Below are 25,758 nucleotides of genomic sequence, written 5' to 3'. Positions count from 1 at the left end.
TGTGAGCAGATGAATGAAATTACCATTATTGGCCTCGGGGCAAGCGATTTAGATCAATTGCCTCTAGGTATATATAAAAAGCTAAAAGCATCAGAACATTTATATGTTCGTACGGAGCAGCATCCTGTTTTGCAAGAATTAAAAACAGAAGGACTTACATGGAAAAGCTTCGATGAAATTTATGAAAAGAATGATCAATTTGAAGGTGTTTATGAGGAGATTGTGAAAACTTTACTTCAGTTAGCAATTGCTAACCCTGTTACGTACGCAGTACCCGGACACCCATTAGTAGCTGAACAAACTGTACAATTACTTATTGAAGCGGAGCAACAAGGCAAAGCGAAAATTAATATTGAAGGTGGACAAAGCTTTTTAGACCCTATTTTTGGCGCGTTAAGAATAGATCCTATCGAAGGATTTCAGCTTTTAGATGGTACAAGCTTAAAACGTGACGACATTCAAATGAATGCGCACGTATTAATCGGACAAGTTTATGATGCGTTTAGCGCTTCCGAAGTGAAGCTTACGCTCATGGAAAAATATCCAGATGAATATGTCGTTACTATCGTCACTGCAGCTGGTTCAGCTCAGGAAAAGTTAACGAAAGTGCCTTTATACGAGCTGGATCGAGTAATGGAACTCGATAATTTAACAACATTATACGTACCTCCTATACTCCAGCAAGAAAATAGATTAAAGGAATGGCAAACCCTACGTAAAATTGTAGCTGATTTACGTGGTCCTAATGGATGTCCATGGGATAAGGAACAAACACATACGACGCTAAAGAAATATGCCGTAGAAGAAGTGTATGAATTATTACAGGCAATAGATGAAGAAGACGATGCTCATATTGTTGAGGAACTCGGCGATGTGCTATTACAAGTATTTTTACATGCTCAAATTGGAGAAGATAATGGATATTTCAGCTTAGAGGATGTACTAGAGTCAGTATCCAATAAAATGATTCGCAGACATCCCCATGTTTTTGGAGATGTGATCGCCACAAATTCAGAAGATGTGCTTCGTAATTGGCAGCAAATTAAAGCGCAAGAGAAGAAAGAACATAACGAGTCATTGCTAGATGGGGAATTGCGTGCAGATTCTTCGTTGCTTACTTCTTATAATTTTCAAAAGAAAGTAGCAAAAGTTGGTTTTGATTGGCCAGATGTATCTGGAGCATGGGAAAAGTTCGATGAAGAGCTAAAAGAATGGAAGAAAGAGTTAAAAGATGGCAATATAGATACACAGACGGATGAGTTAGGGGATGTATTGTTTACGCTCGTTAATTTAGCTCGTTTTTACGGCTTATCTCCAGAGCAAGCGATCATGCAAGCAAATGAAAAGTTTAAAAGGAGATTCCAATATATTGAGTCGAGTGTTAAAAAGGGAAAAGGAGACTTTACTCATTATAATCTGGAAGAGCTCGATTCTTTTTGGAAAGATGCAAAGAAATTAGAGAGGTAGTGTTGTTATGAGATTAGATAAATTTTTAAAAGTTTCTCGATTGATTAAGCGTAGAACACTTGCAAAAGAGGTTGCAGATCAAGGAAGAATTACGATAAATGGAAAAGTGGCGAAGGCAAGCTCCGATGTAAAGGCGGGAGATGAACTATCTATTCGATTTGGTCAAAAGGTAGTAACTGCTATTGTTGATGCGATAAGAGATTCTGCTAAAAAAGAGGAAGCTGCATCGATGTTCACGATAACAAAAGAAGAGAGATTAGAAAAAGTAGATCCAGCATTTATTGATGATGAAGATTAAAAAATAGAAAACAAATAAATTTTATAAAATAAAAAGCGTGGCATTTGTCATGCTTTTTTTTTACGTGCATACAATACAAAGAGAGGACAAGGAGAGGAGAGAGTATAAATGCAATTTCAAGCAGAAAATCAAACAATTACTATTCCATCGGGGGACCACGTTATTTCCTTAAGAAATCGTAAAAGAATGGATCTAACATCGGTTAAATCTATTGAACGATTCGATCAACAAGAATTTTATGTAAGGACCTCACAAGGAATCCTCCATATTAAAGGAGAAGATTTAAAGATCGTACACCTAGACGTAGATAAAGGTCTCCTAACATTAGATGGGATTGTACGAGTTATGCAGTACGATGAAGAGCAGCAGTTAGACGGAGCAAGAGGATTACTTCATAAACTATTCGGATGACACTCTCTCTACAATTTCTAAGCTTATTATTGATGATAGCGAGTGGAATTCTAGTTGGTGCAATTATCGAAGGAACGCGCTTTGTAACGGAAAGCTTTTCAAAGCGTTCCTTCGTTTATAAATATCGAGTCGGTTTAGAGATAATTATATGGATTTCTCTAGGGTTGGGAACTTTTTACTTACTTTATGAAGTTCGAGATGGCATATGGAGAATATATGATCCACTTGCACAAATAGTAGGAATCCTTTTATACGAACAACTCTTTCAGCCAGTTTTTCGATTGGCGGGAAGGATTTTTTTAAGTTTAATCGTTAAGCCCATTTGGTTTATTATTCGTTTGTTCATAACAATCATTCGCAAAATAATACAATTGATTGTTATTATAGTCTTATTTATAACTAAACCTTTTCAATACGTTTATAAAAAAACAATTCATTTGGCCCTTCAGAAAAAACCAAACTTCCGTTATAATAAAAAGTACACTAAAAATTGAAACAGTTTGACGGGAGAGGGCGAAATGGGAGAGAAGCAAAGAAATGTATCTACAGAGAAACGACTTGCATCAATTAATACCGATTATGTTCGTTCCATCGAACGTCAAGAAAATCGTAAACATGCAAAAAAAGTTCGTTTATACAGACGTTTAGCTACATTTACAGTGATGTCCATTTTAATTGTCGGGTTTCTGATTACTTCATTAATAAATAGTAATAAAACGTTAGAAGAAAAAAAACAGCAAAAAGAACAAGTTTCAGAAGAACTAGCTAAAGTACAAGAAGAGCAAGAAATATTGAAACTTCAAATTTCCAAATTAAATGATGATGAGTACATTGGAAAATTATTAAGAAAAGATTATTTTCTTTCAGAAGAAGGAGAAATCATTTTTACTTTGCCTGAAAATGAAGAAAAATAATATAAAAATAACGCTTCAAAAGAGTAGTCTTATTGACACTCTTTTTTTGTTAGCTATAATAAAGATAAGGTTTGTATGAAAAAAATCGTACAATCACGTTAAGAGTCGTTTAAATTTTAAGGAGGAGCATTTTTTTTATGTCAATTGAAGTAGGCAGCAAGGTACAGGGTAAAGTAACAGGAATCACTAACTTCGGAGCGTTCGTAGAGCTGCCAGGAGGCTCAACAGGTCTAGTTCACATTAGTGAAGTTGCGGATAATTATGTGAAAGATATTAATGAGCACTTGAAGGTTGGAGATGTTGTAGAAGTTAAGGTGATGAATGTTGAAGCGGATGGCAAAATCGGATTATCTATTCGTAAAGCGAAGCCTCAAGCGGAAAGACCAGAGAGACCAGAACGTCCTCAGCGTCCACGTAACAACAATCGCCCAAATGATCGCGATCGTCCAAACAAAGAAAATTTCGAACAAAAAATGGCTAGATTCTTAAAGGACAGTGAAGATCGTTTGTCTACGTTAAAGCGTGCAACTGAATCTAAGCGTGGTGGCCGAGGCGCTAAAAGAGGATAATTAGCTGTCTGTTTTATCGGTAGAAAAAATGTTTAATAGATGAGAAGGTGTTCAGCATTGCTGACACCTTTTTTTGTACTAAAAAATTATACTAATAAATATAATTGTATCTAGTACCTTTTTTTCATTAAAATGGATTGTTAATATATAAGTATCGTTTTCTTAGGTAAAACGAGTACGATTGTCAATCGTTAAAGGAGGTTTTTATATGGATGCAATTGATGTACTAACGAATTTAGATAATTTGAAAGCATATTTTCAGCCAATATTTAGTGCAGACGAGCATATTGTAGTTGGTTATGAAGTAACCGGAAAACTTCAAATGGATGACAAGTTAATAAACTTAACATCATTTGCATATGATGAAGATATTCCAGAAGAGTATCGGGTTGAAGTGGAACATAAAATATTGCATTTGGCACTTTCTCAACTTGCTAGAGAAGTGAAAGATTTTGATATTTACCTTCCATATAATGCAAACTTACTTATATTAGATTATGGTGAAAGTTATTTTGAAATTATAAAAGAGTATATTTTAGAAGAAAATCTCCCCCGCATTGTTCTTGTAATTTCAGAGCATAACTTTAAAGGAGATTTTAGCCAGCTTAATAATATCCTTCGCTATTTACGTACATACGGAATGAAGGTTGCTATAAATCAGGTAGGCTCCGAAAGCCATTTGGATTATATTAAGATGATCTCCCCAAATATCTTAAAAGTGAATATTGAGCAATTGAGTTATGAATCGTGGAGTGCACAAAATGATTTATTTACGTCCCTTGGTACGTTAGCTCGTAAAATGGGAGCGAATATGTTATTTGAAGGTATTGATACTGTACATCAACTTCAATTTGCTTGGAAGAATGGTGGAAGATATTATCAAGGAAAGTACTTGTCTGATTCTGCTACAACGGTTATTCCAAAAAATCAGTTGAAGGAAAGATTTAAAAAGGAATGTCAGCAGTTTATCAAAATAGAAAAGCGCATGCTCGAAGAAAATTATAATGAATTGAAAAACTTACAAAATCTTTTAGAAACGACTATCCAGCATTCAAAGCCTGCAAGTGATAATAGCGAGCAACTTTTGGCGCTAGCCAAAGAACTTGATGTATATTCTTTCCGTATTTATATTTGTAATGAAGATGGTTTCCAAACTTCACCTAATATTATGCGCATGGATAAGAAGTGGACTGTTCAAAAAGAGGCTATTAATAAAAATTGGAGCTGGCGTCCATATTTTTTAAAAACAATTATAAAAATGCGCAATGATCAAAGTGGAGTATTTTCTGATGTATATAGCGATATCGACACTGGAGAATTGACACGAACATTTTCAATACCAATGAATGAAAGTGAATATCTATTTATTGATATTTCCTATGATTACTTATTTAAGCATAATATATTTAGATAAAGAAGTTTTTTAGGGGGAAAAGATGTGAATAAAGAAGATATTTTAAAAGCACATGTAGCGTATGTGAACTGGTTAGATGAACTTACTAATTTGAATGAGATTAAAGGAAACACACCATACAAAGAAGGTAAGTGGTCGCCGAATGAAATTGTGATGCATTTAGCTGAGTGGGATCGATTTACCCTAGAAGAACGAATGCCTTATATGAAAGAAGGTGCCAAGCTTGAAACGTTTCCAAACTTCGAAGACTTTAATGCAAAAGCCGCAGCCCGTGCTCATGAACAAACATTTACAGAGACCCTTGCTTATGCAAAAACTCAACGGCAAGCTATTATGGAACAACTCGAACAAATCGCTGAAATAGAATGGGACAAAATTTTCTATATTGGTAACCATGAATTAACTATACGTAGTTACTTCACAGATTTCATGGAACATGATCTTCACCATAAGAACCAAATAGCTTTAAAATAATTTATTGCTTAAGACTGTATATACTCAAGTTTTGAGTTTATACAGTCTTTCTTACTTTTTCAAAATAGGCCAAATCCGTTGATTTCCGATTTAGTCGGGAGCTTTCCGCCGACATGGCTTCAGCCGCTTCCCTTGCTCCTGCGCAAAGCTCGTCGCAAAAATTAATTTCGCTACGCTCAGTCCAGGGTCTTTTCGCTCATGCACCTGACGCTTCGCTTTCGGTGCAGAAAACATTTGCTATTTCGGCTGGAGTCGCCGCCATCCGCTTCAATCTATGTATTGGCTAATTAAATAATGATATATAACAAGGTCCTCCATTAAACTTACAACTAATTCGAGGTGAAGGGCCATTATAACAGAACCTCTTTATATTTTTCCTAAAGAAAACCCTTCAAATAAACGTCCCCCGTAAGGATGTAAAATATCCTCTACAAGTTGAATTACCTTATTTTTTTCACCAGTTTTATAATAAATATCAAATGATTCAACAAACCGATTGGCAAAATTCTCATCATGATGTTTTAATGCACGGACAATCCATTTAGAGGCACCAATCCATTTTCCATTCGTTCGTAACACAAATTCACTTAATAATTCCGCTAGTGTATTTGCTATAAAAATTTCTTCTGCTCTATTAGTACTTCCAATGAAATCATCTAATGCGTCCGTAATAAAGTATCGTTTTAAATTTATAGTATCAGGTGACCAAATTTCTGGCCCTTTTGCTAACAGTTCTGTTGCTTCGGTTTTAATAGAATCTAAAATATCGTTGTCTTTCAAGATGAGCCCTTCTGCAACCATGCGGGGCAAAGAAGGTCTAGCTCTTTTTGAGTCACTTTCAAAAAAGGTTTTATAAGAAGTGAGATTATGAACAAAAACTTCAATTGGCCATCCACCTAAAAGAAGAGATTCTCTAAAAGAGATTTGACTATTGTTATAAAATACAACAATATCCAAATCTGAAGTTTTTGTAGTTTCCCCTCGGATTACGCTTCCTGCTAAAAGAGCACCTTGGCAATTAGGGTGATGTAAAGAGATAAATTGCTTTGCAGCTTCGATAGGTTCTAGTCTGTCAACATGCATCGAGCATTCTCCTCTATTTTTTTGTATTAAAAAAAGCAGTTCCAAAAATTCGACTTTTGGAACTGCTTTTTATTAGATGACCCCTACGGGATTCGAACCCGTGTTACCGCCGTGAAAGGGCGGTGTCTTAACCGCTTGACCAAGGGGCCAGATTAATGGAAAAAATATGGCGGCAGAGGGGATCGAACCCCCGACCTCACGGGTATGAACCGTACGCTCTAGCCAGCTGAGCTACGCCGCCAATTTAACGAACAAATTACATATTACAAGCGTTTGGGCAAAGTGTCAATACTTCTTGAAAAAATATTTTCTTTCTCCTATTATTTATTGGCTAAACGAGTCGAAAACTTTTTTGGAGAGGGTGTCAGAAACAGACATACTTTTTGTTCTAAATCTAGGTATACTTCCATCAATAGCTGAATAGGGGGTATATACTTTTGAAAACATTGTATGAGCAAAATCAAAAAAGAAATTTTTCGTGGAGAAAGGTTTTAGAAGAGATTCAAGTTCGAAAAGTAGCCATATCATTCGCTCTTATTTTTTTTATACTTGCTTTCTTCCTAGCGCAAGTCGTATTATTTGAAGCTTCCGTTCCATTCTTCCTTCCTATATGGGCATTAGTAAGCTTACGATTTAAACGTTTTTTACCTTGGACCATTGCAGGGGCTTTGCTTGGTAGTATGACGCTAGGACTTGGACAAGTAGTCATACACGCAATGCAAGCGTTTATATTTCCACTTCATTCAAAAAGATTGATCAGGAAGATACCATTACCCTTATTTGTATTATTAGATGTTGTTTTTATACAAGTAATATGGCAGTTAGTGTCCTATTGGGGCCAGATTCCAGGTTCCGTTTGGTTAGCAATCGGCTATGAAGGCCTTTTGAGTTTATTTATGACTATATTTTTATTTCAATTATTTCTCCCATTGCCAGATATACTTCATAAAAGATGGACGGCAGAAAGAATGGGAGCTGCTTTATTAATAGGAGCATTAGTCTTAACGGGAATGTCCTCGTATATTTTTGGATACGTTTCGATTCCTTTAATACTTGCTCATTTAGTAATAGCAATTGCCTCTGCAGTAGGTGGAATTCAGCTTGCAACCGTCGTTGCAGTTCTAGCAGGGACAATATTAAGTATTTCAAAGCTAAGCTTCAGTGGCATGATAGCGGTATATGCCGTTACCGGCTTTTTAGCAGGGCTGCATAAACCATTTGGCCGACTTTGGCAGGCGTTTAGTATGCTAGGCGCTACATTTTTCTTTATTTTATACGACCGAACTTTACCACTAGATAGTGTTTATATAGGTTCATTGGTGACCGCTTCATTGTTGTTTTTTGCTATACCTTCCAGTTGGATTAAATCTTTAAAGGAGGAACTTTACCCGGATACTTCAAATATTCTTCTGCGCAGACAGAAGTGGATGACTGAAAAAGTAAACAATCAGTTACAGGAATTCCAACATTTCGTAGACTTCATTACAAGTTTCATTTCTGATCGATTTAACAATAAAGGAGCTGTTGAAAAAGAGCAAAACCAGGCATTTGAAACATGCCAGTCGTGTTTTCAATATGAAAAATGTTGGGGGGCAAAATCAAATGGAATCCCATCGCTGATGGCACAATGGGAAAATGAACCTAAAAAAAATAGAATACAAATTGAAAAGAGAATCGGTTATAAGTGTGTGAAACCAGTAAAAATCATTCAAGAATTAATAGAAAGGGAGGCAAAAAAACAACTAAACAACCAAATGCAACACGGTAAAAAAATGTACGCTTTAAAGCTACGTGATATTGGAAACCATATGAATGAACTTATAAACAATTTAGATAACAGTATGACTTTATATACATCTCACGAAGAAGAAATCAAACAGAAGTTTGATCAGTGCAATATCCCGTTTTTTCAAATTGACGTTTTAAATATTGCGGTAGGGCAAATGGAGGTTGTTTTCTGCTTACCGGTAGAATCTAGAGCCAAAATGGTTGGTGAGAGATTAATACTGCCAATACTTTATGACTTATGGAAAGAACCATTTGAAATAACGTCCATGAAAGAAGTTCATCAACCATATGAGCATATTCAAATGACCTGTAAATCTTCTGTACGTTTTCAAGTAACACATGATGTTTATACATCATCCAGCAGAAATACGATATATTCAGGAGATGCCCATGCAGTATTTCCTTTACACCCTGGATTACTTGCGGTTATTTTATCAGATGGAATGGGGAATGATATCGAGGCACACAGAGAAAGTAGACGAGTAATGCAGTTTATGCGAGAATGCCTAAATAAAAAAATGGATCCTGAAACAACGATGCATACTCTTCATTACATGATGAGTTTGCAAGATGATACGGATAGCTATGCAACGGTAGATTTAGCATTGATCGACTTACAAAAAGGAGAACTGTGGTCTTGGAAAGCTGGTAGTATGTCTACTTATTTGATAAGGGGGAATGAGATGCGTAAAATTGAAAGTAAGCATGTGCCATTTGGTTTCCTGCCTACTTTTACTATTGAGGCAAGAAAAGTTGATATTAAAGATGGCGATATTCTGCTAATGCTATCGGATGGTGTCTTCTCATCCAATACGTCCATAGACAAACAAGAGCTGTATTATCAAAAAATACTCCAAGATCCAACGATGAACGCAGAAAGATTTGTAAAGAAATTAGAAGAAACTTATTCATTACCAGGAGACGACCGAACGGTTATCTTCATGCAAGTAAAACATGTAGTTCCAGAATGGTCTATTTTTTCACCACGTGAAGCAGCTAAATTCCAAGAAAAAATGGTACACTAATAAGAAAAGCGTAAGGCACTGAAGTTAGACAAAAAGAAAAGAGGTGAGAAGATGCTTTCATTCGTCCAAAAGGTAAAAAAGTATATCGACAAGCACAACTTGATAGATAAAGGTGAGCGTCTTCTTATCGCTTGTTCTGGTGGCGCAGATTCAGTTGCTTTAGTAAGAGTTATGTATGAACTTCAAAAGGACTATGAAATAGATATTGCTATTGTGCATACCGATCATCAGTTAAGAGGAGAAGAATCTGCACAGGACATGCGATTTGTGGAAGAACTTGCAAACAGCTTGAAATTACCCTTTTACGGAACGAAAATAGAGGTACCCGGTAGAGTCGCTGAAGAAGGTGGGAATGTTCAAGTTATTTGTAGAGAAGAACGCTATGCATATTTTGAAGTAATTATGGAACAACATAATTATCACAAATTAGTTTTAGGTCATCATGCAGATGACCAAGTAGAAACTGTCATAATGTCGTTAGTGAGAGGTACACTATCCTCCTCTATAACTGGGATACCAAGAACTCGAAATTTTTCAACAGGAGAAATTATTCGGCCTTTTTTAGGGGTAACAAAAGAGGAAATTTTCAACTACGTTCATTTACTAAAACAACGTTTTAGACATGACCCAAGTAATGACAAGCATACATATACAAGAAATCGGATTCGACATAAAGTAGTACCTTTATTACAAGAGGAGAATGCTTTAGTAAGTGACAGAATTCAATTATTTGTCGAGAAGCAACAACAGGATGATACACTTCTTCAAATAATGGCAAAAGAAAAATTTGAACAGCTTGTGACGGTTGATTCAAATCATTCCTTTTTTCTTGATACAATGCACTTTAAGGAAGTTCCCATCGCTTTACAAAGAAGGGTAGTTCTACTACTATTAAACTATCTCTATAATGAATCCGATACATTTCTAAACGATCGGTTAATTGAGTCGATCCTTTTCGCTTGTAATGAGTTTGAAGGTAATTCAGTAATTCATTTACCAAAATCTTTTTTCCTTGTTCGACATTACAATAAGGTCCAATTTACATCCTCCATTAAAGAGCCTGCATTAATGGGTAAAATGGTAATACAAGAGGATCGTTGGTTTGAGGTTGGTGCTGGTTTTTCCATTTATTTAACGAGAAATATAGAGGCAAATGTTTCGGAAGAAAAATTTTATGTCCAGTTGGATCACGATCAGCTACCACTTTTCATAAGACAAAAAGCTGAGGGAGATCGTATCCATATGAAAGGGATGTCCTCTCCAAAGAAAGTTTCTCGGTTATTTATCGATGAGAAAATTACAGCCGAAGATCGCTATGTTTGGCCACTACTTGTAAGTAAGAACAATGATATACTAGCAGTAATTGGGCTTCGTTACGAAGAGCGATTTTCGAAGGAGTATCATGGACAGAATTTTGTCCTATACTTAAAAAAACATTAACTATTAGGGGGGACTAAAATGTTAGAAAAAGACATTCTAGAAGTATTATTAACAGAAGAACAAATTCAAGAAAAAACCCGTGAACTTGGTGCGGCACTATCAGAAGAATATAAAGATAAGTTCCCGCTAGCTATTGGTATTTTAAAAGGTGCTATGCCATTCATGTCTGATTTGATGAAACGAGTTGATACTTACATTGAAATGGATTATATGGATGTATCAAGCTACGGTAACGCTACTGTTTCTTCAGGTGAAGTAAAGATTGTTAAAGACTTAAATACAAGTGTAGAAGGTCGCGATATTTTAATTATCGAGGATATCATTGATAGTGGAATGACACTAAGCTATTTGGTGGATTTGTTCAAATATCGTAAAGCAAAATCAATAAAATTGGTTACACTGCTTGATAAACCGTCTGGTCGAAAAGTAGATTTACAAGCAGACTATGTTGGCTTTGAGGTACCAGATGCATTTGTAGTAGGTTACGGATTAGACTACGCAGAAAAATATCGTAATCTGCCATATGTAGGTGTGTTAAAGAAAGAAGTTTATACTTTTTAATTTTAATGGTGAAATAAAAGGCTTTTCATTGTACGCCCAAAAATTCGTATGATAAGATTACATATAGTTTTTCTGTTTACCTTGTGAGGAGGCTAGGAATGAATCGAGCACTGCGCTACGCTATATTATACCTATTAATATTTTTTGTGATTGTTGGAATTTTCGCTACGTTTAATACGAGCAATCAACCAACAAAAGAAATTCGCTTTGACGAATTTATGACTTCCCTTGAAAAAGGAGAAGTAACAAGCGTTGTTCTGCAACCTGAATCTGGAATTTATGTTGTAGAAGGCGAAATGAAAGGCTATGAAGAAGGGGAAAAATTCTTAGCTAAAGCCCCATATAGTGAAGATTTACAATCAGAAATTAGAACACTGGCAAAAACACACTCAGTTCAAGTTGATTATAAAGAAACGCCAAAAACAAGTGGCTGGGTACAATTTTTCACAGGGTTACTACCATTCCTGATTATCATTATTCTATTCTTCTTCTTATTGAGTCAATCACAAGGCGGTGGTAACCGTGTGATGAACTTCGGTAAGAGTAAAGCGAAATTGTATGACAATGAAAAGAAAAAAGTAAGATTTACAGATGTTGCTGGGGCAGATGAAGAAAAGGCTGAACTAGTAGAAGTAGTAGATTTTCTAAAAGATCCACGTAAATTTGTGGAGATTGGAGCACGTATTCCGAAAGGGATCTTATTAGTAGGTCCTCCAGGTACAGGTAAAACATTACTTGCTCGTGCGGTAGCCGGAGAAGCAGGCGTACCTTTCTTCTCTATTAGTGGTTCGGATTTTGTTGAAATGTTTGTCGGTGTTGGGGCATCTCGTGTGCGTGATTTATTTGAGAACGCGAAGAAGAATGCACCATGTATTATTTTCATCGATGAGATTGATGCAGTAGGTAGACAACGTGGAGCTGGTCTTGGTGGAGGTCACGATGAGCGTGAACAAACACTAAATCAATTACTTGTAGAAATGGATGGTTTCGGTGCAAATGAAGGTATTATTATCATTGCTGCAACGAACAGACCAGATATTTTAGATCCTGCACTTCTACGTCCAGGTCGTTTTGACCGTCAAATCACAGTTGGTCGTCCAGATGTTAAAGGACGAGAGGCAGTACTTAAAGTACATGCCCGCAATAAGCCACTTGACGAATCAGTTGATTTAAAAGCAATTGCACAACGTACACCAGGTTTCTCTGGTGCAGATTTAGAAAACTTATTAAACGAAGCAGCACTAGTTGCAGCGAGACGTAATAAGAAAAAAGTAGATATGAGTGATATTGATGAAGCAACGGATCGCGTAATTGCAGGTCCAGCTAAATCCGGTAAAGTTATTTCAGAAAAAGAACGTAAAATTGTGGCATTCCACGAAGCGGGACACGTAGTAATCGGATTAACACTTGATGATGCGGAAATCGTTCATAAAGTAACAATCGTTCCTCGTGGTCAAGCAGGTGGATATGCAGTAATGCTTCCAAAAGAAGATCGTTACTTCATGACGAAACCAGAGTTATTAGATAAAGTTGCAGGTTTATTAGGTGGGCGTGTAGCAGAAGATATTACTTTTGGTGAAGTATCAACTGGTGCTCATAATGACTTCCAACGTGCTACTGGTATTGTTAGAAGTATGGTTACTGAGTATGGTATGAGTGACAAATTAGGACCAATGCAATTTGGTCAAGCACAAGGTGGAAACGTATTCCTTGGACGTGATTTTAACTCAGAGCAAAATTACTCAGATGCAATTGCGTATGAAATTGATCAAGAGATGCAAACAATGATTAAAGAGCAATACAATCGTACAAAACAGATTTTAACGGAAAAACGTGATTTGTTAACACTTATTGCTACTACGTTATTAGAAGTTGAAACACTTGATGCTGCTCAAATCAAACACTTAGAAGAGCACGGAACACTTCCAGAACGCGTATATGATTTAACGGATAGCGAAGCTGAAGTGGAAACAAAAGAAGAAGTATCGGATGCAGTAGGAGCTCCAGCAGACCCTTCAACTGGTGACTTACCAAAAGAAAATGGTCCTACAGATGAGCCGAAAAATCCGATTCAAGAAGAACGTAGAGATTAATAGAATGTATTAGCTGATTGTGAATCGCAGACTTGCGAGGCAATCAGCTTTTTTCTTTGTCACTATATATGGTATGATGTGTGGGAAAACTTACCGAGAAGTGAGGACAAGTTAGATGATACTCGTGTTAGATACAGGTAATACAAACATTGTACTAGGTGTTTACGATGATGATAAACTTATTCATCACTGGCGAATGGAAACAGATCGTCTGAAAACAGAAGATGAATATGGTATGCAAGTAAAAGCTTTATTTTCACACGCCAATATTTCTTTTGATCAAATAGAAGGTATTATTATCTCATCGGTAGTACCGCCAATTATGTTTTCATTAGAAGCGATGTGTAAAAAATATTTTGGTATTAAACCAATAATTGTAGGTCCTGGAGTTAAAACAGGGTTAAATATAAAATACGAGAATCCCCGTGAGGTTGGAGCAGATCGAATTGTAAATGCAGTAGCTGCCATCCATGAATATGGCAGTCCGTTAATCATTGTAGATTTTGGAACTGCAACAACTTATTGTTATGTCAACGAAAAAGGTGAGTATATGGGAGGGGCTATAGCTCCTGGAATCGGTATCTCCACAGAGGCACTTTTTACTCGTGCAAGCAAACTTCCTCGTATTGAGCTAACTAGACCTGAGCATGTCATTGGGAAAAATACTGTTTCTGCGATGCAAGCTGGTATTGTGTATGGTTATGTAGGACAAGTAGAAGGAATTGTGAATAGAATGAAAAAAGTATCGAAACATAACCCTAAAGTGATAGCAACAGGTGGGATGGCATCTTTAATCGGGGATGAAACAACCATTATGGACGTAATTGATCCTTTTCTAACATTGAAAGGTTTGTATTTAATTTATCAAAGAAACTTAGATGAAAGAGGTTTGAAATAAATGGGAGATTACTTAGTAAGAGCATTAGCATTTGAAGGAAATGTCCGTGCATATGCAGTCCGCACAACAGATACTGTAGGGGAAGCGCAACGACGTCATCAAACATGGCCAACTGCATCAGCAGCGCTTGGTAGGTCAATGACCGCTGCTGTTATGATGGGGATAATGTTAAAAGGGGAAGACAAACTCACAGTAAAAGTAGAAGGTAATGGCCCAATCGGACCAATGATTATTGATAGTAATGCAAAAGGGGAAGTTCGCGGGTATGTCACTAACCCACAGACCCACTTTGATTTAAACGAAGTTGGGAAATTAGATGTACGTCGTGCAGTAGGTACAGAGGGTACATTGACTATTGTTAAAGACCTTGGTTTAAGAGACTTCTTTACAGGTCAAGTACCTATCGTTTCAGGTGAAATTGCTGAAGACTTTACGTATTATTTTGCTGTTTCTGAGCAGGTACCTTCCTCTGTTGGTCTTGGGGTACTCGTAAACCCAGATAACACAATTTTGGCAGCGGGTGGTTTTATCATCCAGCTAATGCCTGGTACTGATGATGAAACAATTACTGTTATTGAGGAACATTTAAGCAAAATGGAGCCTGTTTCTAAGATGATTGAAAAAGGATTAACTCCTGAGGAATTGCTTTTTGAAATTTTAGGGAAAGATAATGTGCAAATTTTAGATTCTATCCCTGTATCATTTGAATGTAATTGTTCTAAGGAACGTTTCGGTAGTGCGATTATTAGTTTGGGAGTAAGTGAAATTCGCGATATGATTGAGGAAGACGGAGGGGCAGAAGCACATTGTCATTTCTGTATGGAAAAATACCAGTACTCAGTAGATGAATTGGAGTCGTTTATCGATGAAATCAACGCGTGATAACTTTAATCCACAACAAAAACGACATTTAAAAACAAAACCAGTGCTTTTGTTACTTGGTATTCTTTTGTTTGGCAATTTACTCTGGTTTATTGCTTGGCTAATACCAAATGAAAAGGCAAATGGAACGGAACAAGTCGCCTCTGTTGATGGGAAAGGTATTACGAAAGAACAATGGATGGCTTCTATGGAGTCAATGTACGGGAAAGAAGTGCTGCTAGATCTCGTTAATGCAGAAGTGATGGAAGCGGCTGCAAAAAAATACGAAATTAAAGTAACTGATCAGGAAGTGGATTTAGAGGTAGCTCTTATTCGTTCTACCCAAGAAGGGACAGATACATCTCTTCAAACGTTAAATGAAGAATCGATGCGTGCAAAAGTTCGTTCACGTTTAATTTTGGAAAAGGTTTTAGCCAAAGACATAGTGATAGAAAAAGATGCTATAAAAGCTTTTTATGATGATAATAAAAACTTATATAATATTCCGACCTCCTACCGTACAAGTGTTATTTATGTTTCCTCAGAGGAGGAGGCTAAGGAAGTTGTAAAAGAATTAAAAAATGGTTCTTCTTTTGACGGTCTGGCAAGGGAACGATCAAAAGACACGAGTTCCGCTAGCTTAGGTGGAGACATTGGATATGTTTCAGAAGGAACGAAGTCTGTAGATGATGAAATCTTATCGGCGCTACCAAACATAGAAACAGGTAAATGGAGCGATGTGATTAGCTTAAAAGACGGTCGGTTTGCTGTCGCGCAAGTAGTAAGTGTTTTTAAAGGTGAATCATTTTCTTACGACGATGTAGAAGATCATATTCACCGAGAGCTTGCGCTTGATCAGCTTCCCCAGTCGGTTACACCAGAAGTGTTCTGGGAAGAATTTGATGCGCAATGGTCGTATAGCGAAAAATAGTAACAACAAAGCTTATAATTTAAGTTTAAACAGCGTATTCTATGGAATGCGTTGTTTTTTTAAATAAAATTAAGTTTGAATCTAATTTTATTGACAATGAATCTTTTAAATTGGTATTATTAAGAAAATAAAACCTATTAATATAGTAGGGATTGGGAGTGTAACGATGACGAAGTTTGCGCAATCAGTAGTAGATTTAATTGGAAAAACACCAGTAGTTAAACTAAACAGAGTGTCAAACCCTGAGGATGCAGAAGTATATGTGAAATTAGAATTCTTCAACCCAGGAAGCAGCGTGAAAGATCGTATTGCATTTGCGATGATTGAAGCTGCAGAAAAAGAAGGAAAGTTAAAAGATGGCAGCACACTTATCGAGCCTACTAGTGGAAACACAGGAATAGGACTTTCTATGATTGCTGCTGCGAAGGGTTATAAAGCAGTATTAGTTATGCCTGATACAATGAGCTTAGAGCGTAGAAACTTACTTCGTGCTTACGGAGCTGACTTAGTATTAACTCCAGGAGCAGACGGGATGAAAGGCGCTATCGCAAAAGCGGAAGAACTAGCAAATGAAAATGGTTGGTTCATGCCACAACAATTTAATAATGAATCAAACCCAGAAATTCACCGTTTAACAACAGGTCCTGAAATTGCAGAAGCATTTGATGAACTACATGGTTTTGTAGCAGGAGTTGGTACTGGTGGTACAATCACAGGTGCGGGTATCGTATTGAAAGAAAAATTCTCAGATATTCATATTGCTGCAGTAGAACCAAAAGATTCCAATGTTCTATCTGGTGGTAAACCAGGTCCACATAAAATCCAAGGAATTGGAGCGGGATTTGTACCAACAGTATTAGATACAGAAATGTATGATTCCATTATCCAAGTATCGAATGAAGATGCTTATGCTACTGCTCGCGAAGTTGCAAAATTGGAAGGTATTCTTGGTGGGGTATCTGGAGGAGCAGCTATTTATGCAGCACTTCAACTTGCAAAACAACTAGGAAAAGGGAAAAAAGTTCTTGCGATAGTTCCAGATAACGGAGAGCGTTATTTGAGCACACCACTTTATCAATTCGAAGACTAATTCAGACTGATGAAAAAAGCTCGCATTCCTCGTTGCTCCTGCGCAAAGCTCGTCGCAAACAAGAGAGAGTTTGCTTGCACTTCGTTGTAAGCTCATGAACTTTAGTTCTATTCGCTTCCGCCTCGGTGCTCCTGCGGTTACTCGTCGCAGAAAACCATTGCTGGCGCGCGGGCCCACAGGATTTGGGGCATGCAACCGTTGCTGCAGGACGCGGCGTACTTAGGTTGCCGACTGACAAGCGTTTTCATCTAGTCTGAAAAGCACTTCTTCAAATTTTAGAAAAAAATGAGCTAAATTGAGCGGGAGCATAGTGCTTCCGCTTTTTTATGTGGCGAAAAGTACTGGTTTCAAGTTAAGATGAAGGCAAACGTTTTTAGGAGGATTTCAAGAATTGGATTTACTTACATTACAAACTAAGACCTTTCATATGTCAAAAGAAGATTTTTTCTATGCTTATAAAGAAATCACAAAATCGGAATCACATCATTTATTTTTAGAAAGTGGTAGAGGTGGCCGTTTGAGTGTTGCTGCTTGGAATCCTTTGGCGATTACTAAATCTTTAGACACTGGATTACATATAAAATGGAGAAACGGGGATGAAGAGATACGTCATGGAGAGGCGCTTACAGAGTTAGAAAAGCTTGTTGAATCCTATCACATCCCATTTCAGGAAAATTTGCCTGATTTTCAAGGTGGAGCAGCTGGTTTTATAAGCTATGATTATGCACGCAAAATAGAAGTGCTACCAACATTAGCTGAAGATGATCTACAAATACCTGATATCTATTTTTATTTATTTGATTTCTGGGCTGTACTTGAGGTGGAAACTCAACTTGTTACTTGTATGAAACTCTCTACGAGTAATATAAATTTAGAGGATATGGAAGATGCTTTTAAGACTTCAAGTAGCAAAGCAGAACGTAAATTTTCATATGAATCTGCCGTAGAAGTAACTAATGATGATGCGGAGTTGCTCGTCTCTGTGAGTGGAAATGAATTTGAGGCTGCTGTCCGTCAAGTGCAGGAGTATATTGCTCAAGGGGATGTATTCCAAGTGAATTTATCGGTTCGCCAATCTAAAAGGCTAAATGCTGAGTCGATTGCTATGTATGAGGCACTTCGTGCATTTAATCCATCTCCCTATATGGCTTATATCCAGTCACCAGATTTTGCTGTTGTTTCAGGATCACCAGAGCTATTAGTGAAGAAAAAAGGAACCGAATTATCGACACGTCCTATCGCAGGAACGAGACCGCGTGGTAAAAGCAATGAAGAAGATATCACATTGGCTAATGAGCTTATAGAAAATGACAAAGAGCGAGCAGAACATGTTATGCTGGTGGATTTAGAAAGAAATGATTTAGGACGGGTCTCATCCTATGGAACTGTTGAAGTAAACGAATTTATGGTCATCGAACGCTATTCGCATGTTATGCATATTGTTTCCAATGTAAGAGGTACACTTCGTCCAAGTACATCGAATACAGAGATTATTCAAGCGATGTTCCCAGGGGGTACGATCACAGGCGCTCCGAAAATCCGAACGATGGAAATAATTGAAGAGCTTGAACCGGTTCGACGCGGATTATATACGGGATCAATTGGTTGGTTAGGGTTTTCAGGTGATTTAGAATTAAATATTGTCATTCGCACTGCTTTTATTCAAGACGGAATGGCACACATTCAAGCGGGGGCGGGAATTGTAATCGATTCTGTTCCGGATGCAGAATATAAGGAATCCTTAAATAAAGCAAAAGCATTATGGCAAGCAAAAGCTATGGCAGAAAGAGGTCAGCTATGATTTTAATGATTGATAACTATGATTCCTTTACTTATAATTTGGTGCAATATATTGGTGAACTTGGGGAGAAAGTGACGGTTGTTCGAAATGATGAGCTAAGTATCTCGGAAATAGAACAGTTATCTCCATCTATAATTGTTGTTTCTCCAGGCCCTTGTACACCTAATGAAGCTGGTATTAGCCTGGATGTCATTGCTCATTTTGCAGGAAAAATACCTGTTTTTGGTGTTTGTCTTGGACATCAGTCGATTGGACAAGCATTTGGTGGTAAAGTAATACGCGCAGAAAGACTAATGCACGGAAAAACCTCTCCCGTTTATCATGATGGAAAAGGAGTTAATACAAATATGCCAAATCCTTTTCAGGCGACAAGATATCATTCTTTACTAGTAGAAAAAGAATCATTGCCTGATTGTTTAGAGGTGACTTCTTGGACAGATGAAGGAGAAATAATGGGGCTTCGTCATAAAGAGTTCGCAGTAGAAGGTGTACAATTTCATCCTGAATCGATTATGACAGAGGAAGGTAAAAAACTAATTCAAAACTTTTTTGAAGCATATAGCCCTGCAGTAAGGGAGATTATTTAATATGGATGCTTGGAAAGATGGAGAATATTATCGAGCAGATGAACTTACAATTTCTCCTTATGACCATGGCTTTTTGTACGGGCTAGGGTTTTTTGAAACATTTCGTACGTATGATGGAAAAGTATTTTTATTGGAAGAGCATTGGAATCGACTTTCTCGAGCACTAGCTGATTTTCGTATTACAATGCCTTTTGATCAAAAAACAATTATGGAAGCTGTAAAAGTATTAACTACTATGAATAACGAGGAAGACGGTTATTTTCGTTTAAACATTTCAGCAGGTGTCCATGATATCGGGCTACAGCCTAATAGTTATGACAAGCCGACTGTTATTTTATTTCGAAAACCTTTACACACTGTACCTAGAGGAACAGAAAAGTCGGCCGTTTGGTTAGAAACAGTGAGAAATTCGCCGGAAAGTGGCACACGTCATAAATCTCATCATTATGCGAATAATATACATGCTCGATTCGAGGTTGCATCACTTGCGTCACTAGAGGGTATCTTTCTAACTTCTGATGGTTTTGTAGCAGAAGGAATTACGTCCAACTTATTTTGGGTAAAAAATGGGAAGTTATTTACACCTTCTTTGGAAACAGGAATATTAGCAGGCATCACACGTGATTGGATCATTAAAAATTCACCAATAGTAGTAGAAGAAGGTTTATTTAAACAAGATGCATTGAATGAAGTGGACGAAGTATTTATTACCAATGCAGTACAAGAAATTGTGCCTATAAAAGATATAAGCGAAAAGCATTATTTAGGAAACCAAGGACCCGTTTATGCTACTCTTCATGAGATGTATGTAAAGTGTATTCAGAAAGAAGGATAAAAACATGAAATTACAATTTAATACCAAGCCTTTTGAAGCTGGTGGGGTTACGTTAGATTTTCGAAAAGAATCAATTGTTATGGGGATATTAAATGTTACACCGGATTCCTTTTCGGATGGTGGAAAATTTAATAACGTAGAAGCCGCAGTAGCTCGTGCAAAGCAAATGGTTACAGATGGCGCCAAAATCATTGATATTGGTGGTGAATCCACAAGACCTGGGTACACTATGATTTCAGATGAAGAGGAAATAGCGCGTGTCGTACCAGTTATAAAAGCAATTACTGCGGAAGTAGATGCGGTCATTTCCATCGATACATATAAGTCAGAAGTTGCAAGAGCAGCAATACTGGCAGGTGCACATGTCATTAACGATATTTGGGGCGCAAAAAGAGATTCAAAAGTTGCCAAGGTAGCTGCAGAATTAGGAGTTCCAATTATATTAATGCATAATAGAGATAACGAAGAATATACAGATTTTTGGCCAGAAGCAAAACAAGATTTAGAAGAATGTATTCAAATTGCAAAAGCAGCAGGAGTGACCGATGATAATATTTGGTTAGATCCAGGTATCGGCTTCGGTAAAACTACAACTCAAAATGTTTGGATGATGCAGCACTTAGATGAATTAGTAGATATGGGTTATCCAGTTTTACTTGCAACATCTCGAAAACGTTTAATCGGTAATGTACTAAATCTTCCTGTAAATGAACGAATGGAAGGTACAGGGGCAACCGTGTGCTATGGTGTTCAGCTTGGTTGCCATATGGTGCGAGTACATGATGTGAAGGAAATTGCCCGTATGACAAAAATGATGGACGTGCTAACAGGAAAGGTGCAATTTAAGGAAAGTGAGGCTTAATTTTTTATGGACTATATACATCTGAATGATTTAGAATTTTACGGGTTTCATGGTGCGTTACCTGAAGAAACAAAGCTCGGTCAAATTTTTCGAGTAACCATCACACTAGCTTGTGATTTAAAAAAAGCTGGTGAAACCGATAACTTAGATGAAACAGTAAATTATGCAGAGGTATTTGAGCTTTGTAAGGAAATAGTAGAAGGCAAACCATATTTATTAATAGAAGCAGTTGCTGAAAATATCGCTGGGCGTATCTTATCAGAATATGAATCTAAGGTGAGTGGCTGTCGCATACAGCTAGTTAAGCCTAATCCGCCTATTGCAGGCCATTATGCTTCTGTCGCGGTTGATATTACGAGAGGTATACTATGAATATAGCGTATTTATCATTAGGATCTAATATCGGAAATCGATTTGATTTTCTTAGAAAATCTGTTCAATTACTAAATGATTCTGAAAGTATACAAGTAACGCAAGTTTCTTCTGTTTACGAAACAGATCCAGTTGGGTATGTAGATCAAGCTGCCTTTTTGAATATAGTGGTGGAGCTTGAGACATTATTTACACCGCAGGAATTATTAAAGAGATGCAATGAAATAGAGGCAGAACTAGGTCGTACTCGTGAAGTTCGTTGGGGTCCTCGAACTGTAGACCTTGACATTTTGTTGTATAATGAAGAGAATATGAAAACGGAGAACCTTATTATTCCTCATCCAAGGATGACGGAGAGAGGCTTCGTGCTCGTACCTCTTGTGGAGTTAAATTCGGATTTAGTTGAGCCTCTTACAAAGCGTTCTTTATTGGAGCTTGCACAAGTTCAGAAAGAAGGCGTTCATATATGGAAAACGTTCGATGGGGTAGACGCATTCGTGCATTTCGACGCTTAAAAAGGTTGAGTCAAGTTGAACTGGCGAAAGAAATGGAGATGTCTGTGTCTATACTCGGGCAAATAGAGCAAGGGAAAAGAGTTCCAAGTGAACGGCAGTTAGATAAAATTGCTTCCTTGTTAGATATACCGATAGAAGAATTAAAAGGAGAAATAAAGGCAGGTGAATGATTTTGACAAAAGCAGCGACAAAACCATTTAAAATTGGAAATTTTGAAATGGATAATCGTGTCGTGTTAGCGCCAATGGCAGGTATTTGTAACTCTGCTTTCCGATTAACTGTTAAAGAGTTTGGAGCAGGGTTAGTTTACGCAGAAATGATTAGTGACAAAGGAATCGTTAATAAAAACGAAAAGACTTTGAGCATGCTTTATATAGATGAGCGAGAAAATCCTCTATCACTTCAAATTTTCGGGGGAGAAAAAGATACACTTGTAGCAGCTGCCAAATACGTAGATCAGCATACTTCTGCGGATATCATTGATATTAATATGGGGTGTCCGGTAAACAAAATTATTAAGTGTGAGGCTGGAGCGAGATGGCTTCTTGATCCTGAGAAAATTTATGAAATGGTTTCTGCGGTAGTCGACAATGTAAATAAACCTGTTAGTGTAAAAATGCGTACAGGTTGGGACGATGATCATATTTACATTGTAGATAATGTTCGTGCAGTAGAACGTGCTGGCGGAGCAGCGGTTGCCGTACATGGTCGTACTCGTTTACAAATGTATGAAGGGCACGCGAATTGGGATTTGATTCGTCAGGCAAAGGAAGCTGTGAACATACCGGTTATCGGTAACGGTGACATAAATACTCCACAAGATGCAAAGCGTATGTTAGAAGAAACTGGCGTCGACGCTGTAATGATAGGGCGAGCAGCTCTAGGAGACCCATGGATGATTTATCGTACGGTGGAATACTTGGAGACAGGTGAACTTAAGCCTGAACCTACAGTAGAAGAGAAGATTGAAGTGTGCTTATTACATTTTGATCGTTTAACTGCATTAAAAGGAGAAGGTATCGCTGTAAGAGAAATGCGTAAACATGCTTCTTGGTACTTAAAAGGTATTCGTGGTAATGGTAAAGCGCGTAATATGATTAATCAAACAGAATCTGCACAAGAGTTAAAGGAGTACTTACGTTATTTTGCGGAAGAAGCATCAAAAGAATATAATGCTGACTCTGTTCTTGCTTATTAAAATGAGGGCTATCACTTACTAGTGATGGCTCTTTCCGTTTTAAAAGATAATCAGAATAGTGAAATATATTCTTTCGTGTAGGAAAAAGGTGAACAGCGTACAGAAATTGTGTACAATAAGTTCAACGTAATAAAAGATAGTTGCGGATAATAGGTAGTGGAGGAGTGACAAACATGTCTAATGTAGAAGAATTAAGCGATCAAATTTTGGTGAGAAGACAGAAGATGACTTCTATACAAGAAAAAGGATTAGATCCTTTTGGTAGCAAATTTGAGCGTACCCATTTAAGTGATCAAGTAATTGCTGAATATGATCAATTTACTAAAGAACAATTAGAAGAAACACCTCATGAAGTCGTAATTGCAGGACGAATTATGACTAAAAGAGGAAAAGGGAAAGCTGGATTTGCACACATTCAAGATTTGGGCGGTCAAATTCAAATTTATGTACGAAAAGATGCAATCGGAGAAGAAGCGTATGAATTATTTAATACAGCTGATTTAGGAGATATTGTAGGAGTAAGAGGGAATGTATTTCGTACACAAGTAGGCGAACTATCGGTGAAAGCGGTAGAATTCACATTCTTAACAAAATCCCTACGTCCAATGCCAGAAAAGTTTCACGGTTTAAAAGACGTTGAGCAACGCTATCGTCAACGTTATTTAGATTTAATGACAAGTGAAGAAAGTAAAAATACATTTATTGCTAGAAGTCGTATCATTCAAGCGATTCGTCGTTATTTAGATGGACAAGGCTATTTGGAAGTTGAAACACCGATGTTACATACAATCGCTGGTGGTGCAGCTGCTCGTCCTTTTATCACGCATCATAATGCATTAGATATGGAATTATACATGCGTATTGCGATTGAATTGCATTTAAAACGTCTAATCGTAGGTGGATTAGAAAAAGTATATGAAATTGGTCGTGTTTTCCGAAATGAAGGTGTTTCAACACGTCATAACCCAGAATTTACAATGATTGAATTGTATGAAGCGTATGCTGATTACCAAGATATCATGAACTTAACAGAGAATCTTGTTTCTCATGTTGCTCAAGAAGTATTAGGGACAACTACTGTTACTTACGGTGAGGATCAAATTAACCTTGCTCCTGGCTGGAGACGTTGGCATATGGCAGATGCGGTAAAAGAAACTACCGGTGTAGACTTCTGGAAAGAAATGACCAAAGAAGAAGCGCATGGTTTAGCAAAAGAACATGGTGTTGATGTAAAACCTACGATGGAAGTTGGTCATGTATTAAATGAGTTCTTTGAACAAAAAGTAGAAGAAACATTAGTGCAACCTACATTTATATATGGACATCCTGTAGAGGTATCTCCTCTTGCGAAGAAAAATCCGGAGGACGGTCGTTTTACAGATCGTTTTGAATTGTTCATTGTTCGCCGTGAGCACGCAAACGCTTTTACAGAACTAAATGACCCTATTGATCAACGTCAACGCTTCGAAGCCCAATTAGCTGAAAAAGAAGCAGGTAATGACGAAGCGCATGAAATGGATGAAGATTTCTTAGAGGCATTAGAATATGGTATGCCGCCAACAGGTGGTCTTGGAATCGGTATTGACCGTTTGATTATGTTGTTAACTAACTCTGCATCTATTCGCGATGTATTATTGTTCCCAACAATGCGTCATAAAGATTAATCGTTTTATAAAGTTCTATATATATGAAGGAGAGATGCTACTATTTGTAGTGCCTCTCTTTTTTTATAGTTACTATATGTAGTATGTAAAATAGGAAGGGAAGTATTTTAAAAAAAGTTAATAAAAACGCTTGCCATAAGTTAAAGAGGGTGGTATAGTTATCAAGTTGTCATTTTTATTACCGATTCACATCGAAAATAAAATAAAAAAGTTGTTGACATAGATAACGAGATTTGGTATGATATTAAAGTCGCCAAAACGACAACACAATAAAATTTAAACATGAACATTGAAAACTGAACATGCAAAACGTTAAGACATATAGCTTGATAGACTAGCTTCGGTTAGTCGGATAGCAAACAATTTTGACATCATTTAATGATGATGCCAGCAAAACAAAATGAGCTTTTTAAGTTCTCTATTATGGAGAGTTTGATCCTGGCTCAGGACGAACGCTGGCGGCGTGCCTAATACATGCAAGTCGAGCGGATGATGAAGAAGCTTGCTTCTTCTGATTTAGCGGCGGACGGGTGAGTAACACGTGGGCAACCTGCCCTGTAGATTGGGATAACTCCGGGAAACCGGGGCTAATACCGAATAATCCATT

The 25,758-nt window shown here is 37.2% G+C and carries 26 protein-coding genes, 2 tRNA genes and 1 rRNA gene; 26 read left to right on the top strand and 3 right to left on the bottom strand.

What is annotated here, in order from left to right; genetic code table 11:
* Positions 1-9: 9 nt before the first annotated feature.
* From yabN to P2Q73_RS03070, 8 genes are all read left to right on the top strand, one after another.
* Positions 10-1,467: a bifunctional methyltransferase/pyrophosphohydrolase YabN gene (yabN, locus tag P2Q73_RS03105; RefSeq protein ID WP_275783774.1), complete on the top strand. Its 1,458-nt coding sequence runs from the start codon at positions 10-12 to the stop codon at positions 1,465-1,467.
* Positions 1,468-1,474: 7 nt separating this feature from the next.
* On the top strand, positions 1,475-1,765 hold the full coding sequence (locus P2Q73_RS03100; RefSeq protein ID WP_053591084.1) for an RNA-binding S4 domain-containing protein: 291 nt from the start codon (positions 1,475-1,477) through the stop codon (positions 1,763-1,765).
* A gap of 108 nt (positions 1,766-1,873) precedes the next feature.
* Entirely contained in the window at positions 1,874-2,176 is a 303-nt protein-coding gene (yabP, locus tag P2Q73_RS03095; protein ID WP_053591083.1) for a sporulation protein YabP, read from the top strand.
* On the top strand, positions 2,173-2,670 hold the full coding sequence (gene yabQ / locus P2Q73_RS03090; protein WP_345798825.1) for a spore cortex biosynthesis protein YabQ: 498 nt from the start codon (positions 2,173-2,175) through the stop codon (positions 2,668-2,670). The genes yabP and yabQ overlap by 4 nt, the downstream gene beginning before the upstream one ends.
* 24 nt (positions 2,671-2,694) lie before the next feature.
* Entirely contained in the window at positions 2,695-3,090 is a 396-nt protein-coding gene (locus tag P2Q73_RS03085; protein WP_053591081.1) for an FtsB family cell division protein, read from the top strand.
* 137 nt (positions 3,091-3,227) lie between these two features.
* Positions 3,228-3,659: a S1 domain-containing RNA-binding protein gene (locus tag P2Q73_RS03080; RefSeq protein WP_053591080.1), complete on the top strand. Its 432-nt coding sequence runs from the start codon at positions 3,228-3,230 to the stop codon at positions 3,657-3,659.
* Positions 3,660-3,867: 208 nt separating this feature from the next.
* Positions 3,868-5,073 (top strand): EAL domain-containing protein, encoded by a 1,206-nt coding sequence (locus tag P2Q73_RS03075; protein WP_275783765.1) that lies wholly within the window; start codon positions 3,868-3,870, stop codon positions 5,071-5,073.
* Positions 5,074-5,097: 24 nt separating this feature from the next.
* Positions 5,098-5,547, top strand: a complete 450-nt coding sequence (locus P2Q73_RS03070) for a DinB family protein (protein WP_053591078.1) — start codon at positions 5,098-5,100, stop codon at positions 5,545-5,547.
* A gap of 366 nt (positions 5,548-5,913) precedes the next feature.
* Here the strand turns inward: P2Q73_RS03070 and P2Q73_RS03065 are convergent, their stop codons facing one another.
* From P2Q73_RS03065 to P2Q73_RS03055, 3 genes are all read right to left on the bottom strand, one after another.
* Complete coding sequence (locus P2Q73_RS03065; RefSeq protein WP_275783761.1) at positions 5,914-6,630, bottom strand: nucleotidyltransferase domain-containing protein; 717 nt, start codon at positions 6,628-6,630, stop codon at positions 5,914-5,916.
* A gap of 77 nt (positions 6,631-6,707) precedes the next feature.
* Positions 6,708-6,779 (bottom strand) — tRNA-Glu (locus P2Q73_RS03060).
* A gap of 18 nt (positions 6,780-6,797) precedes the next feature.
* Positions 6,798-6,871: transfer RNA gene (locus P2Q73_RS03055), tRNA-Met, on the bottom strand.
* 196 nt (positions 6,872-7,067) lie between these two features.
* On the opposite strand from P2Q73_RS03055, the gene P2Q73_RS03050 reads away from it, so the two are divergent.
* The 18 genes from P2Q73_RS03050 to P2Q73_RS02965 form a co-directional block, all read left to right on the top strand.
* The gene (locus P2Q73_RS03050; RefSeq protein ID WP_275783758.1) at positions 7,068-9,443 is read left to right on the top strand and encodes a SpoIIE family protein phosphatase; all 2,376 of its coding nucleotides are present in this window, start codon (positions 7,068-7,070) and stop codon (positions 9,441-9,443) included.
* A 51-nt stretch (positions 9,444-9,494) separates the two neighbouring features.
* Positions 9,495-10,883: a tRNA lysidine(34) synthetase TilS gene (gene tilS, locus P2Q73_RS03045; protein WP_275783755.1), complete on the top strand. Its 1,389-nt coding sequence runs from the start codon at positions 9,495-9,497 to the stop codon at positions 10,881-10,883.
* A gap of 18 nt (positions 10,884-10,901) precedes the next feature.
* Positions 10,902-11,444: a hypoxanthine phosphoribosyltransferase gene (gene hpt, locus P2Q73_RS03040; RefSeq protein ID WP_053591074.1), complete on the top strand. Its 543-nt coding sequence runs from the start codon at positions 10,902-10,904 to the stop codon at positions 11,442-11,444.
* Positions 11,445-11,542: 98 nt separating this feature from the next.
* Complete coding sequence (ftsH, locus tag P2Q73_RS03035; RefSeq protein ID WP_053591073.1) at positions 11,543-13,537, top strand: ATP-dependent zinc metalloprotease FtsH; 1,995 nt, start codon at positions 11,543-11,545, stop codon at positions 13,535-13,537.
* A gap of 115 nt (positions 13,538-13,652) precedes the next feature.
* The gene (locus P2Q73_RS03030; RefSeq protein WP_053591072.1) at positions 13,653-14,435 is read left to right on the top strand and encodes a type III pantothenate kinase; all 783 of its coding nucleotides are present in this window, start codon (positions 13,653-13,655) and stop codon (positions 14,433-14,435) included.
* Positions 14,436-15,317 (top strand): Hsp33 family molecular chaperone HslO, encoded by an 882-nt coding sequence (gene hslO / locus P2Q73_RS03025; protein WP_053591071.1) that lies wholly within the window; start codon positions 14,436-14,438, stop codon positions 15,315-15,317.
* On the top strand, positions 15,301-16,227 hold the full coding sequence (locus P2Q73_RS03020) for a peptidyl-prolyl cis-trans isomerase (RefSeq protein WP_056833360.1): 927 nt from the start codon (positions 15,301-15,303) through the stop codon (positions 16,225-16,227). Before hslO ends, P2Q73_RS03020 begins: the two co-directional genes overlap by 17 nt.
* A gap of 166 nt (positions 16,228-16,393) precedes the next feature.
* Positions 16,394-17,317, top strand: a complete 924-nt coding sequence (gene cysK / locus P2Q73_RS03015) for a cysteine synthase A (protein WP_056833361.1) — start codon at positions 16,394-16,396, stop codon at positions 17,315-17,317.
* A 427-nt stretch (positions 17,318-17,744) separates the two neighbouring features.
* Complete coding sequence (locus P2Q73_RS03010) at positions 17,745-19,118, top strand: anthranilate synthase component I family protein (RefSeq protein WP_275783783.1); 1,374 nt, start codon at positions 17,745-17,747, stop codon at positions 19,116-19,118.
* Positions 19,115-19,705, top strand: coding sequence for an aminodeoxychorismate/anthranilate synthase component II (gene pabA, locus P2Q73_RS03005; RefSeq protein WP_275783748.1), 591 nt, complete (start codon positions 19,115-19,117; stop codon positions 19,703-19,705). Before P2Q73_RS03010 ends, pabA begins: the two co-directional genes overlap by 4 nt.
* Before the next feature lies 1 nt (position 19,706).
* Complete coding sequence (gene pabC, locus P2Q73_RS03000) at positions 19,707-20,540, top strand: aminodeoxychorismate lyase (protein ID WP_275783745.1); 834 nt, start codon at positions 19,707-19,709, stop codon at positions 20,538-20,540.
* 4 nt (positions 20,541-20,544) lie between these two features.
* Positions 20,545-21,402, top strand: a complete 858-nt coding sequence (gene folP, locus P2Q73_RS02995) for a dihydropteroate synthase (RefSeq protein WP_275783742.1) — start codon at positions 20,545-20,547, stop codon at positions 21,400-21,402.
* 6 nt (positions 21,403-21,408) lie between these two features.
* Complete coding sequence (gene folB / locus P2Q73_RS02990; RefSeq protein WP_275783739.1) at positions 21,409-21,774, top strand: dihydroneopterin aldolase; 366 nt, start codon at positions 21,409-21,411, stop codon at positions 21,772-21,774.
* On the top strand, positions 21,771-22,289 hold the full coding sequence (gene folK, locus P2Q73_RS02985; RefSeq protein ID WP_053591064.1) for a 2-amino-4-hydroxy-6-hydroxymethyldihydropteridine diphosphokinase: 519 nt from the start codon (positions 21,771-21,773) through the stop codon (positions 22,287-22,289). The genes folB and folK overlap by 4 nt, the downstream gene beginning before the upstream one ends.
* Positions 22,241-22,459 carry a helix-turn-helix domain-containing protein gene (locus tag P2Q73_RS02980; protein ID WP_053591063.1) on the top strand — a complete coding sequence of 73 codons (219 nt, stop codon included), beginning with the start codon at positions 22,241-22,243 and terminating at the stop codon, positions 22,457-22,459. The genes folK and P2Q73_RS02980 overlap by 49 nt, the downstream gene beginning before the upstream one ends.
* 2 nt (positions 22,460-22,461) lie before the next feature.
* Positions 22,462-23,487, top strand: a complete 1,026-nt coding sequence (gene dusB / locus P2Q73_RS02975; protein WP_275783733.1) for a tRNA dihydrouridine synthase DusB — start codon at positions 22,462-22,464, stop codon at positions 23,485-23,487.
* A 173-nt stretch (positions 23,488-23,660) separates the two neighbouring features.
* A complete protein-coding gene (lysS, locus tag P2Q73_RS02970) occupies positions 23,661-25,151 on the top strand; it encodes a lysine--tRNA ligase (RefSeq protein WP_053591061.1) in 1,491 nt (496 codons plus the stop codon).
* Positions 25,152-25,571: 420 nt separating this feature from the next.
* Positions 25,572-25,758 (top strand): 16S ribosomal RNA (locus tag P2Q73_RS02965); the annotation flags it as partial.

The sequence above is a fragment of the Bacillus sp. Cr_A10 genome, from assembly GCF_029222665.1.
GTDB lineage: Bacteria > Bacillota > Bacilli > Bacillales_A > Planococcaceae > Psychrobacillus.
This window is presented reverse-complemented; position numbering and strand designations above follow the sequence as displayed.